Origin of the sequence: Ochrobactrum sp. BTU2 (assembly GCF_024539785.1) — a bacterium.
In the GTDB taxonomy this organism is placed as follows: Bacteria; Pseudomonadota; Alphaproteobacteria; order Rhizobiales; family Rhizobiaceae; genus Brucella; species Brucella anthropi.
The window spans coordinates 126,160-138,727 of record NZ_JAHWRG010000005.1; the positions used below are offsets into that span (position 1 = coordinate 126,160).

Below are 12,568 nucleotides of genomic sequence, written 5' to 3' on the forward strand. Positions count from 1 at the left end.
CACCAGTTTTGTGTAATCATATTACAGTGAAGGATGCATCGCAATGTCGCTGGAAGGAATAGGCTTCGGTTATCGCGAACGCGCGCCCTATGCCTGTGATCCTGCACGGAGCCGTGGTCGTCTGGTGCCAGAGCCGGAAAGCCCGACCCGCACGCCATTCCAGCGCGATCGCGACCGTATCATCCATTCCACAGCATTTCGTCGTCTGAAACATAAAACGCAGGTTTTCATCGCTCATGAAGGCGATCATTACCGCACGCGGCTTACGCATACGATAGAGGTCGCCCAGATTGCGCGTGCGTTGGCGCGCGCATTGCGGCTCGATGAAGATCTGGCCGAGGCGGTAGCGCTTGTCCACGATTTTGGCCACACACCCTTTGGCCATACGGGCGAGGAAGCGCTCAACGATCGCATGAAGGCGTTCGGCGGGTTCGACCATAATGCACAGTCGCTCCGGATCGTGACCAAGCTCGAACATCGATATGCCGATTTCGACGGGCTTAATCTCTCGTGGGAAACGCTGGAAGGGCTGGTCAAGCACAACGGGCCGCTGTTGGGCGCTCATGCAGCACATCCGGATGCCGCTGTTCCGTTGCCGATCCTCGACTTCAATGAACGCTATGATCTGGAGCTCACGCGGTTCGCCAGTCTCGAAGCGCAATGCGCGGCGATTGCCGACGATATTGCCTATAACGCTCATGACATCGATGACGGCTTGCGAGCAGGGCTTTTGAGCCTTGATGCGCTTGACGAAGTACCGTTGACAAAGCGGTTGCTCGATCTCGTGCGGACGCGTTATCCCGACCTTGATCCCGTGCGAACCGGACATGAGCTGGTGCGCAGGCAGATCACCATCATGGTGGAAGATGTGATCGAAGAGGCCCAGCGCCGTCTGGCAGCGGCAAAGCCGCAGAGCGTGGAAGATGTGCACGGCCAGTCGCATGCACTGGTGGCGTTTTCCGATACCATGCGCACCGACGAAAAAGTGCTGAAGCGATTTCTGTTCAAGAACCTCTATTTCCACGACAGCGTCGTGGTGCGCAGACATGCCGCCGACAAGATATTGCAGGACCTTTTTGATACCTGTTTCGCCAATCCGTCGATCATGCCGTCAGAGTGGCAATCGGGCTGCGAGACGCTGGATGAGGCGGCGCGGGCGCGGCGGGTCGCTGACTATCTTGCCGGGATGACTGACAATTATGCCGTGCGAGAACACCGACGATTGTTTGACCACACACCCGATTTAGCTTAATCGGGGGCCAAACGAAGCGGCATCTATCGGCAGTTTGACCGGATTCCGTACAGGATTAGAGCATTTCCAGCAAAAGTGCGAAGCGGTTTTGCGTAGGACAATGCGACAAAACAAAGCCCGGCGTAAGCCTGACAGGACAGACCATGAATATCTTTGCAGATTTCGACGCACGTATCAAAAAGACGTTGCAAGATATTGATCTGAAACCGAAAGACGGTGGCGATTTAGACCTTTCGCGCATCGGTGTCGAGCCACCGCGAGATTCTTCCCATGGTGATATCGCAACCAATGCTGCGATGGTGCTCTCCAAGGCTGTCGGTCAGAACCCGCGTGAACTTGCCGGTCGCATCGCCGAGGCTCTTGCCTCGGATGCCGACGTCGAAACGGTTGATGTCGCCGGTCCGGGCTTCATCAATCTGCGTCTGAAGGCCACTTACTGGCAACGCGAACTCTCGGCGATGCTGAATGAAGGTAAGGATTTCGGTCGCTCCAAACTTGGCGCAGGATCGAAGGTCAATGTCGAATATGTTTCGGCAAACCCGACGGGCCCGATGCATGTGGGCCATTGCCGCGGCGCAGTTGTGGGCGATGTTCTGGCCAATCTGCTGAAATTTGCAGGCTATGATGTGGTCAAGGAATACTACATCAACGATGCCGGTGCGCAGATCGATGTGTTGGCGCGGTCCGTCATGCTGCGCTACCGTGAAGCGCTCGGTGAAAATATCGGTGAAATTCCGTCTGGTCTTTATCCCGGCGACTATCTCGTTCCGGTCGGGCAGGAGCTTGCCAAGGAATTTGGTTCGAAGCTTCTGGAAATGCCGGAAGCCGAAGCGCTTGCTCTCGTAAAGGATCGCACGATCGATGCCATGATGGCGATGATCCGCGCCGATCTTGATGCGCTCAACGTGCACCATGACGTGTTCTTCTCCGAGCGCAAGCTGCATGTTGATCACGCACGGGCGATTCGCAATGCAATCAACGATCTGACGCTCAAGGGCCATGTCTACAAGGGCAAGCTGCCGCCCCCGAAGGGTCAGCTTCCGGAAGACTGGGAAGATCGCGAGCAGACATTGTTCCGTTCGACGGAAGTGGGTGACGATATCGACCGTCCTCTGATGAAGTCCGATGGCGCTTTTACCTACTTTGCAGGCGACGTGGCCTATTTCAAGGACAAGTACGACCGCGGCTTCAACGAGATGATCTATGTGCTGGGTGCCGATCATGGCGGCTACGTCAAGCGTCTGGAAGCGGTCGCAAGGGCTGTTTCCGACGGCAAGGCGAAGCTGACGGTGCTGCTCTGCCAGCTGGTCAAGCTGTTCCGCGATGGCGAGCCTGTGCGCATGTCGAAGCGGTCAGGCGAATTCATCACGCTGCGCGATGTGGTGGATGAAGTCGGCCGCGATCCGGTTCGTTTCATGATGCTTTACCGGAAGAACGATGCGCCGCTGGATTTCGATTTTGCCAAGGTGACGGAGCAGTCGAAGGATAATCCGGTCTTCTACGTGCAATATGCTTCCGCGCGTTGCCATTCGGTTTTCCGTCAGGCTGCCGATCAGCTTGGTCTCGCCGATCTCGACCGGGTCGGTATGGCTGCGCATTTCGACAAGCTGACCGATGAGAGCGAAATTGCACTCGTTCGCAAGCTCGCCGAATATCCGCGTCTGATCGAGGCTGCGGCCATTCATCAGGAGCCGCATCGGCTTGCTTTTTACCTCTATGATCTCGCCAGCGCGTTCCATTCGCAGTGGAATAGAGGCACAGAGAACCCGGACTTACGTTTTATTAAGGTTAACGATCCAGACTTGTCATTAGCCAGGCTAGGGCTGGTACAGGTTGTTTCCGATGTGCTGACTTCCGGATTGACGATAATCGGTGCGGATGCTCCAACGGAAATGCGCTAGAGTATAGTTCGAAGGTGAAAGCCTTTTGAGATGGATTATACTCGAAGAATGGTCTCCGCAGCTCACGGGCCGCACTATGTGGTTCGAGATGACTTCGGAGGTCAGGCGACTGTCACGAAGCTTTTCAGGTCGAAAGACTGATTGAAGGCAAAAGTTGGCAAGTCGAACAGGTGGAAGGCCATAATGAACGCAAGTCATTGGTCTTCCTTCTGGCGCAGGAAACTTCCGTCAACTTTTGCCCACATTGCCTCGCTACAAAGCAATGTATGGAGACGTCTTGCGACGTCCAGGGTTTGAGTTAGGAACACGCTATGACGGACAGCAGTGCAAATCCCCGTAATTACGGCGAGCGTCCGTTGCACGAAGACGATCCACTGATGGAACTGTCGCGGATCATGGACTTCGGCACGCCTGCTGATGACAACGTCGCTTGGAATGAGCGCCGACCTAGTTACTTTGAAGATAACCGGACAGAGCCGGGCTTCGATCCATCGCTGGATCTGGAGCGCGAATTGCTCGGTGACTTCAATGATTATTCTCAGCCTACGGACCCGTCACAGTTCGCAGCGACCCCTGCACAAGATGATTCTCATCTGTTGGATGAGCCTCTGATTCATGAGGAAGAACTTGCTTCGGCTCTGGAAGACGAGCTTGATCTTCAAATGGATGAAGATGAGCAGGCGCCCGAATTAGAAACGCCCTCATTCGAAGCACTTGAGTTCGAAGAAGCTGACCGCACTGAACCTGTGCCGCAATTCGACTACAGTGATTATTCGACTGCACGCGATTCGAACGAAGAGACCTATGCCGCATCGTCGTCGGTCTACGCTCGCCGGGAAACTGTCGAGCCGCTTCATGTCGATCAGACCGATTACGATCCGACCATCTATCAGCCAGCCATAGAGCCGCATCAAGAGGCTTATCAGCCTGCGCGCGATCATGACTGGAACGTTCAGGCTGTTGAGCCTGCCGAACAGTCCTATGCCACCGCTGCGCCGGTTTCGCTTGAGGACGAGCTGGAAAATCTCCTTTTCGGCGATGAGCCGCAGCCAGTGTCTCACGACGAGACCCGGTTTTCCCATGTCGCGTCCCATGTCGCGTCCCATGTCGCGCCTGCAGAGGAGCCCTACGTCCACCACGACGTGGTGCCGGTGCAGAATGTTGGATATCAAGACGAGACCGAGCTTGCAGATTTGCATTTCGATGATCTGCAGCTCGATGAGCCGGCTTACGATGCTGCACCACAGACGGCTGCACCCGTTGAAACCTATGCGCCTCAGCCTCAGGTCGTGCCTGCAGGATATCCGTACTATACGCGGAGCAATTTCTCCTCGGGCATCGCAGGGCAGGACGCAGTGGCGACAGCCCCGCAGGCCGACTATGCGCCGGTTACAGAAACTGCGCCTTCTCTTGGCGACGACGACGATTTCTCTTTCGACGACGATTTTTCGTTCAATGTTGAGGAAACAGCCGCTGCAATCGCTGCTGAAGGAACCGAAGACGACCTTTCGGAGCTGGATGAAATCAGCCTTTCGGAAGATGATTTCGGTTTCGAAATGTCCGGCGATGTTTCCAGCATTCAGGATGAGAACGCTTTCAGCGAAGATGATTTCTTCACGGAAGATGATCTCGATCTGAGCTCGGAACCTGAAGAAGAAGCCACCGCCTACGCACATGCGGTGCGTCCGGACGACGATTACCGTTCTTCATCGACTTCGTTCCAGCAGTTCGGCGGTGCTCATACGGCTGCGGTCAGCGCCCCGGCGCCCGAAGTCGAAACCTTGAGCGTGGCCGAAGAAAAGGTTGAGCAGACGCATTCCCTCGATTTGCCGGAAATCAACTACGGCGAAGAAGAAACCAACGCCGGTTTGACTGATCTCGAAGCCGAATTCGCCGAGGTCTTCAACACGGTTGGTGTGGATGAATCGGCAAAAACAGACGCACAGAGCGAAGCTGACAGGGCTTTTGAGGACATATTCCGCGAAAGCGCTTCGAGCTATCTGCCAAACTCCGGTGCCAGCCTTGGTGCTGCTGTCGGTGCTGCAGCAGTGGGTGTCGGCGCTGCCGCAGCTGCGGGAGCGTATGGCCGCTCACAGGCAACAGCCCAGGCGCCAGCACAGCCAAAAGCCTCCAATCCGTTGGGCAATGAAGACGACTTCTATAACCATTGGGCAGCCCAGGGTGCACAGACCCTTGAAGGAGGCGACTTTGGCGAACGCGCTGCGATGCAGGCGGACGATGATCTTGGCAGCGCTGCCGAAGCTTATCGTAATCGCCCGGTTCGTGGCCGTCGTGGTCTTATTCTGGCCAGCGTGGCCGGTGCGGCGGTGCTTCTTGGCGGGATCGGCTATCACTTCCTCGGAGGTAGCGGTTCCGGTGAGCCGGTCGTGATTCGTGCCGACAATCAGCCGATCAAAATGCAGCCGGAAAATCCGGGCGGTGCCACGGTACCGAACCAGGACAAGGCGGTTTATGACCGCGTTGCCGGTACGCTGCCGAACAATCCGGAACAAAAGTCTCTGATTACTTCCGGTGAAGAGCCAGTGGACATTTCCGGCACGGATGACAGCGAGAACATGGCGGACAATACGCCTGACGAGCCGCCAGTGACGAATAATGCTTCGGCCGAGAATCAGAACACGAACCACAATGCGCCATTGGTCCAGCCGCGCGAAGTGGAAACCATGATCGTTCGTCCAGACGGCTCTATTGTCCAGCCTTCTCCGGCTCCGCAGGAAACAGCCTCGCAGCTGCCACCAGCAAACACTGCTCAGCCGGCGGCTCCCGCCGGTGGTGATGAAATTGCTGCGCTGGCCGCTGGCAACGTACCGGCAGAACCGGCTGCGCAAACACCTGCACCGGCTCCTGTGACACAACAGCCTGAGCCGGCTGCGGAAGCGCCGCGTCTTCCTGTCCGTGCTCCGGTGGTGCCATCACGGCCTGCTGAACAACCGGTCAACATCGTCGGCAATGTTCCGCAGCGCACGCAGGCTCCGGCTGCAACCAATCCTGCTCCGGCAGCGTCGCAGGTTGCATCGGCAGCAGGTGCAGGCGGTTATTTCATCCAGATTGCTTCGCAGCCATCTGCCGAGCTGGCACAGAAGTCCTATGCCAATATGGCCCAGAAGTATGGCAGCGTAATCGGTGGCCGCAGCGTCGACATCAAGCGTGCCGACATTCCGGGCAAGGGCACCTACTATCGTGTCCGCGTTCAGGGTGGTTCCAAGGAAGATGCATCCGCACTTTGCGGACGCCTTAAGTCCGCTGGCGGCAGCTGCTTCGTAACGCAGTGATTTGTCGGACATTGAATATGGAAAGGGCGGCCTCGGTCGCCCTTTTTCATGGTCCACTACCAAGCCTTGTTCTTTTCGGTTAAACCGGGGCAGGGTTGTTTGAGTACAGCATTTCCAGACAATTTTGGGGAAGAGCGCATGAAAGAGTGCAAGGCATGGATTGCCGGTGTGTCGGGAACGAAACTGACTGAGGACGAAATCGCGTTTTTCCGCGATGAAAGACCTTGGGGCTTTATTCTTTTTGCACGCAATGTCGAAAGTCTGGAACAGGTTTCCGAGCTGACGGCGCACATGCGCGACCTGACGGGGCGGCACCAGACGCCGGTTTTCATTGATCAGGAAGGTGGACGCGTGCAGCGCCTTCGCCCGCCGCTCGTTCCAAACTATCCTTCGGCCTCGGAAGTCGGTGCGATCTATGCGCGTGATCGCGAAGCAGGTCTGCGAGCTGCGTGGCTTCATGCCCGCCTGCATGCATTCGATTTGCTGAAGGTTGGCGTCAATGTGGACTGCCTGCCGGTTCTGGACGTACCCGTCGAAGGCGCACATGATGTTATCGGCGCGCGAGCCTATTCCAAGAACCCGCAGGCGGTTGCAGAAATGGGGCGAGCTGCTGCTGAAGGCTTGCTTGCCGGTGGTCTGCTGCCTGTGGTCAAGCATATGCCGGGGCACGGCCGTGCGTTTGCCGACACCCACAAGGAGCTGGCGCGTGTCACGGTTCCCCTGAATGAGCTGGTTGCGCATGATTTCGTGCCGTTCAAGGCGCTCAATGACCTGCCAATGGCAATGACGGCGCATGTCGTATTCGATTGCATCGATCCGCAGCGCCCTTCGACATTGTCACCGACTGTCATCAACACGATCATTCGCGATGTCATCCAGTTCGATGGTCTTGTCATGAGCGACGACATTTCCATGAAGGCGCTTTCGGGCGAACTCGGTGACATTGCGGACGGCATCATCGGTGCCGGTTGTGATATGGTCCTCTATTGCGCAGGTGTGATGGAAGAACTGAAGCAGGTTGCAGCGCGTGTGCCGGTTCTTGAAGGCAAGGCGAAGCGCCGTGCCGATCTGGCCGAAGTTTATGCAGGCGATCCCGATCTTTCCGATGAGGACGAACTGCGTGCAGAATTCAACGCCATGTTCGAACTGATAGCGTAATCGTCAAAACTTGGTAAACTGACTTCACCGGCGGACTGATCCGCCGGTGGACCTTATCAGCAGGGAAACGGGTTTGGCGGCATCGGGAGCAGACACAGACGGCAAAGACGGCACGCTCGTGCCGATGGACGCGCTGTGGCAGGGCGATTCCGAGCGTAGCGAAAGTGAACCGTCGCTTCTCATCGATGTGCAGGGGTTTGAAGGCCCGCTTGATTTGCTGCTCCACCTTGCGCGGAGCCAGCGCGTCGATCTCGCCCGTATTTCCGTTCTTGCACTTGCAGAGCAGTATCTGGTGTTCGTGGAACAGGCACGCGCCTTGCGCCTCGAACTTGCAGCTGACTATCTCGTCATGGCTGCATGGCTTGCCTATCTCAAATCGAAGCTGCTGATCCCGAAGCAACAGGGCGATGATGGAGCGACCGGCGAAGAACTGGCTGCTTCGTTGCATTACCGTTTGAAGAGACTTGAAGCCATGCGCGATGCGGCGGCGAAACTCGTCAACCGCAACCGGCTGGGGCGGGATGTTTTTGCGCGCGGTATGCCGGAAATGGTCATGGTGGACAGGACCAGCCAGTTTTCTGGAACGCTGTACGATCTTCTTACCGCCTATGCTTCGCAGCGCCAGCGACAGGCCGTGTCGCAGGTGCAGATTGCCAAGCGCGCAGTCTGGTCATTGAAGGAAGCTCGTGTGGCGCTCGTGCGTTTGATGGGATCGGTGGGCGACTGGATTTCTCTCGATCGCTTCCTGATCGATTATACGCTTTCGCCCCGAGAAAGAGCTTCGGCGCTCGCGAGTTCCTTCGCCGCCAGTCTTGAGCTTGTGCGTGAAGGCAAACTGGAAGTCAGGCAAAACGCTCCTTTCGAGCCGATCTATATCCGGGCGACAGGAGATATCAGCGAATTGGATGAGGACGAGGATGTCTGAGGCGGAACGTCGAAATCTGGCTGAAATCGATAGTGACGACGATCAGATCGAAACGGAAGTTTCTGTCTTGACGCAGGGGCTTGCTGATCTTGCGCGCATTGTCGAGGCCATTGTTTTTGCGTCCTCTGAACCGGTTTCCGAACGCGCATTGGCCGAACGTCTGCCTGCCAATGTTGACGTCGCGCCAGTGTTGAAACATTTGCAGAAAATATATGAAACGCGCGGCGTGCACCTTGTTCAGGTTGGCAGTGCGTGGGCGTTCCGTACGGCACCCGATCTCGCCTTTCTTATGAGCCGCGAAGCTGTGCAGCAGCGCAAGCTGTCCCGCGCCGCGATGGAAGTGCTTGCCATCATCGCCTATCACCAGCCGGTCACGCGCGCCGAGCTGGAAGATATCCGCGGTGTGGAGACCTCAAAGGGCACACTGGATGTCCTCATGGAGACCGGCTGGATCAAATTGCGCGGACGCCGTCGTACGCCCGGTCGTCCGGTCACCTATGGCACGACCGACTCGTTTCTCGACCATTTCGGCCTTCCGGAAATCCGCGATTTGCCGGGACTGGAAGAGCTGCGCGGGGCAGGGCTGCTCTCGGCACGTATGCCATCGAGCTTTGCCGTTCCGGTGCCGAATATCGACCCGGATGAGCTGACAGAAGACGAAGAGCCGCTCGAAGATATCGATCTGGAAAGCCTTGGCTTGCTCGCCCCACGCGGTGAATAGTCTCAGTATGGCCTTTGGAGCCAATTTTATTTGTCGCAAAGCCGTTCACCGTCACACTTCTGTTTGAAAGATTTGTTGAAAGCGCTTAAATCGTAACTGGCATTGCAGGAACATGCCGCACGTTCGCGGCAATGAGAGGAATAAAATGGGTAGCTTTTCCATCTGGCACTGGCTGATCGTCCTGGCGGTTGTCCTTCTTCTGTTTGGCCGCGGCAAGATTCCCGAGCTGATGGGTGATGTTGCCAAGGGCATCAAGAACTTCAAGCAGGGCATGTCCGACGAAGACGCCAAGGATGACGCGCGGGATTCGGGTCGTACGATCGACGCCAAGGCTGACGAAACCGTCAACGACGTCAAGAAAACCACCAAGTCCTGATCTAACGGATAAAGCATGCTGCGCACGTGCAAGCGCGCGCAGCATATTTTGCCATTTACAAGTGCGGTTTTCCGCCGAAAGACGGGACGCGCGCGCGAATTGCGCGGGGTATCAAGAATATGTTCGACATCGGTTGGTCTGAACTTCTGATTATTGCGATCGTGATGATCGTGGTGGTCGGTCCCAAGGATTTGCCGAAAATGCTGCGTGCATTCGGCAAGGCGACAGCGCGCATGCGTGCCACCGCCAATGAGTTCAAGCAGCAGTTCGACGAAGCCTTGAAAGAGGCTGAGCTTGACGACGTCAAGAACATCATCGACGAGACCCGCAAGCTAGACCCGCGCTCGAAGATCACGCAGGTATTCGATCCGATTCGAAGTGCGGGCGAGGATCTGCGCTCGGGCCTTCAGTCCACGTCTTCCATGTCTCCGGCGACACCCGAAAAAGTTGCTGAAGTGACGACGCCGGTTGATGCCGGTGGCGCACCGGTTCCGCCTGCTGTGGAAAAAGCCGCAGCGCCCAAGAAGGCGACCCGAAAGACTGCACCGAAGGCGGAGAATAAAGCGACCGAAGTCACTGTAGCCAAAACGAAGGCTGCGCCGAAGGCGGCTTCCGTTGCAAAGCCTGCTCCCCGAAAGCCGGCAGCGGCGAAAGCGGAAACGGCAAAGGCTGGAACGGTCAAGGCTGCTGCCGCCACAACTGCCAAGAAGACCACGAAGAAGACAGGAACCAAAGCGTGACACGCGACGAGGACGAAATCGAACAGAGCGCAGCGCCTCTGCTTGAGCACCTGATCGAGCTGCGCCGCCGCCTGATCTGGGCAATTCTGGCATTTTTCGTGGCATTTATTTTCTGTTTCGCTTTTGCCAAACAGCTCTTCAACCTGCTTGTCGTGCCTTATCAATGGGCGCTCGACTGGGCGGGCATGGATCGCTCGAAAGCGGAACTGATCTATACCGCGCCGCAGGAGTTCTTCTTCACACAGGTGAAGGTGGCCATGTTCGGCGGCATCGTGCTGGCATTTCCGATCATTGCAGCACAGATTTACAAGTTTGTGGCGCCCGGCCTCTACAAGCATGAGCGCATGGCGTTTCTGCCGTTCCTGATTGCATCGCCGATCCTGTTTTTGACAGGCGGCGCGCTCGTCTACTTCTTCTTCACGCCGATGGTGATGTGGTTCTTCCTCGCAATGCAGCAGACTGGCGGCGCCGGTGAAGTGCAGATTTCTCTCCTGCCGAAGGTATCGGAATATCTGAGCCTTATCATGACGCTCATCTTTGCGTTCGGTCTGGTCTTTCAGCTGCCGGTGGTAACGAGCCTGATGGCCCGTGTCGGACTGGTGACGTCGGCTGGTCTGAAGGACAAGCGCAAATACGCAATTGTCATTGCTTTCGTCGTCGCTGCGGTCCTGACTCCGCCCGATCCGGCGAGCCAGATCGGCCTTGCCTTGCCAACAATCCTTCTCTACGAGATTTCAATCATCGTGGCTCGCATGATCGAGAAGAAGCGGGATGAGGCGCAGGAAGCTTCCGACGCTGAAAACAACGCTTCATCGTCCTGATTTGTCACGATAATTCTGTGAGGTTGCAGGTTGTGCGGCCTCGCTTCTGTTCAATTTCACGAAACGGCTTTTCCCATGCTCGACATCAAATGGATTCGCGAAAACCCTGAAACCCTCGACAAGGCGCTTGCCAAGCGTGGGGCTCAGTCGCTGTCGTCCGAATTGATGGCGCTGGACGAAAAACGCCGCGAATATGTCGGCAAGGTTCAGGCTGCGCAGGAGCGCCGCAATGCCGCTTCGAAGGAAATCGGCAAGGCCATGGCTGCGAAGGACGCAGCAACGGCTGACAAGCTGAAGGCCGAAGTCGCCGAGTTGAAGGATTTTCTTGCGCAGGCTGAGGACGAAGAGCGTCGCCTGACCAAGGAACTGAACGACGCTCTGTCGACCATTCCCAATATTCCGCTCGAAGACGTGCCACTTGGCAAGGACGAAAGCGACAATGTCGAAGTTCGTCGCGTCGGCAACCAGCGAAACTTTGCCTTTCAGCCGAAAGAACATTTCGAGTTGGGCGAGGCGCTCGGTTACATGGATTTTGAACGCGCTGCAAAGCTCGCAGGTTCGCGCTTTACCGTGTTGAAGGGGTCGCTTGCACGCCTCGAACGTGCGCTTGGCCAGTTCATGCTCGACCTGCACACCATGGAACATGGCTATACCGAAACGATGCCGCCGCTGATGGTGCGCGATGAAGCTGTCTATGGCACCGGCCAGCTGCCGAAATTTTCGGAAGATCTGTTCCGCACGACGGATGGTCGCTGGCTGATTCCAACCGCCGAAGTTCCGCTGACCAATCTGGTTGCAGATGAAATCGTCGATACCAAGTCGCTCCCCCAGCGCTACACGGCGCTGACCCCATGCTTCCGTTCGGAAGCGGGTTCTGCCGGTCGCGACACGCGCGGCATGCTGCGCCAGCACCAGTTCCTGAAAGTGGAAATGGTGTCGATCACCGATGCCGACAGCTCGATCGCAGAGCATGAGCGCATGACCGCCTGTGCGGAAGAAGTGCTGAAACGCCTTGGCCTACCGTTCCGTACCGTCGTGCTCTGCACCGGCGACATGGGCTTCGGCGCACAGAAGACTTACGACATCGAAGTATGGCTGCCCGGCCAGAACACTTATCGCGAAATTTCCAGCTGCTCGGTCTGCGGCGATTTCCAGGGCCGTCGCATGAACGCCCGCTATCGTCCGGAAGGCGAGAAGTCGACCCGTTTCGTGCATACGCTGAACGGTTCGGGTGTCGCCGTCGGACGCGCGCTGATCGCCGTCATGGAAAATTATCAGGAAGAAGATGGCAGCATTCATATTCCTGAAGCATTGCAGCCATACATGGGCGGCCTCACGCGGATAGAGAAAACTGCGTGAATCACATTTATTGATAAATGAA

At 56.7% G+C, this 12,568-nt stretch carries 10 protein-coding genes; all 10 read left to right on the top strand.

Going from position 1 to position 12,568, the window contains the following annotated elements; all coding sequences use genetic code 11:
• Window positions 1–43 precede the first annotated feature (43 nt).
• The 10 genes from KWJ32_RS16485 to serS all read left to right on the top strand — a co-directional run bounded on the left by KWJ32_RS16485 (window position 44) and on the right by serS (window position 12,546).
• On the top strand, window positions 44–1,252 hold the full coding sequence (locus KWJ32_RS16485) for a deoxyguanosinetriphosphate triphosphohydrolase (RefSeq protein ID WP_012092219.1): 1,209 nt from the start codon (window positions 44–46) through the stop codon (window positions 1,250–1,252).
• Window positions 1,253–1,395: 143 nt separating this feature from the next.
• On the top strand, window positions 1,396–3,153 hold the full coding sequence (argS, locus tag KWJ32_RS16490; RefSeq protein ID WP_012092218.1) for an arginine--tRNA ligase: 1,758 nt from the start codon (window positions 1,396–1,398) through the stop codon (window positions 3,151–3,153).
• A 311-nt stretch (window positions 3,154–3,464) separates the two neighbouring features.
• A complete protein-coding gene (locus KWJ32_RS16495; protein ID WP_012092217.1) occupies window positions 3,465–6,446 on the top strand; it encodes an SPOR domain-containing protein in 2,982 nt (993 codons plus the stop codon).
• Window positions 6,447–6,584: 138 nt separating this feature from the next.
• Window positions 6,585–7,604: a beta-N-acetylhexosaminidase gene (gene nagZ / locus KWJ32_RS16500; protein WP_012092216.1), complete on the top strand. Its 1,020-nt coding sequence runs from the start codon at window positions 6,585–6,587 to the stop codon at window positions 7,602–7,604.
• Between the two features lie 73 nt (window positions 7,605–7,677).
• Window positions 7,678–8,529 carry a ScpA family protein gene (locus tag KWJ32_RS16505; protein ID WP_012092215.1) on the top strand — a complete coding sequence of 284 codons (852 nt, stop codon included), beginning with the start codon at window positions 7,678–7,680 and terminating at the stop codon, window positions 8,527–8,529.
• Window positions 8,522–9,250: an SMC-Scp complex subunit ScpB gene (scpB, locus tag KWJ32_RS16510; protein WP_012092214.1), complete on the top strand. Its 729-nt coding sequence runs from the start codon at window positions 8,522–8,524 to the stop codon at window positions 9,248–9,250. Before KWJ32_RS16505 ends, scpB begins: the two co-directional genes overlap by 8 nt.
• A 145-nt stretch (window positions 9,251–9,395) precedes the next feature.
• A complete protein-coding gene (locus KWJ32_RS16515) occupies window positions 9,396–9,626 on the top strand; it encodes a twin-arginine translocase TatA/TatE family subunit (RefSeq protein ID WP_010661242.1) in 231 nt (76 codons plus the stop codon).
• A 119-nt stretch (window positions 9,627–9,745) separates the two neighbouring features.
• A complete protein-coding gene (gene tatB / locus KWJ32_RS16520) occupies window positions 9,746–10,366 on the top strand; it encodes a Sec-independent protein translocase protein TatB (protein ID WP_094513747.1) in 621 nt (206 codons plus the stop codon).
• Window positions 10,363–11,187, top strand: coding sequence for a twin-arginine translocase subunit TatC (tatC, locus tag KWJ32_RS16525; protein WP_012092212.1), 825 nt, complete (start codon window positions 10,363–10,365; stop codon window positions 11,185–11,187). Before tatB ends, tatC begins: the two co-directional genes overlap by 4 nt.
• A gap of 75 nt (window positions 11,188–11,262) precedes the next feature.
• Window positions 11,263–12,546, top strand: a complete 1,284-nt coding sequence (gene serS, locus KWJ32_RS16530) for a serine--tRNA ligase (RefSeq protein WP_040130146.1) — start codon at window positions 11,263–11,265, stop codon at window positions 12,544–12,546.
• Window positions 12,547–12,568: the final 22 nt, after the last annotated feature.

Excerpts from the sequence above, each read along its gene's own strand:
- nagZ (WP_012092216.1), top strand. The coding sequence starts at position 6,585 with ATGAAAGAGTGCAAGGCATGGATTGCCGGTGTGTCGGGAACGAAACTG.
- KWJ32_RS16515 (WP_010661242.1), top strand. The coding sequence starts at position 9,396 with ATGGGTAGCTTTTCCATCTGGCACTGGCTGATCGTCCTGGCGGTTGTC.
- KWJ32_RS16485 (WP_012092219.1), top strand. The coding sequence starts at position 44 with ATGTCGCTGGAAGGAATAGGCTTCGGTTATCGCGAACGCGCGCCCTAT.
- KWJ32_RS16495 (WP_012092217.1), top strand. The coding sequence starts at position 3,465 with ATGACGGACAGCAGTGCAAATCCCCGTAATTACGGCGAGCGTCCGTTG.
- serS (WP_040130146.1), top strand. The coding sequence starts at position 11,263 with ATGCTCGACATCAAATGGATTCGCGAAAACCCTGAAACCCTCGACAAG.
- tatB (WP_094513747.1), top strand. The coding sequence starts at position 9,746 with ATGTTCGACATCGGTTGGTCTGAACTTCTGATTATTGCGATCGTGATG.
- scpB (WP_012092214.1), top strand. The coding sequence starts at position 8,522 with ATGTCTGAGGCGGAACGTCGAAATCTGGCTGAAATCGATAGTGACGAC.
- argS (WP_012092218.1), top strand. The coding sequence starts at position 1,396 with ATGAATATCTTTGCAGATTTCGACGCACGTATCAAAAAGACGTTGCAA.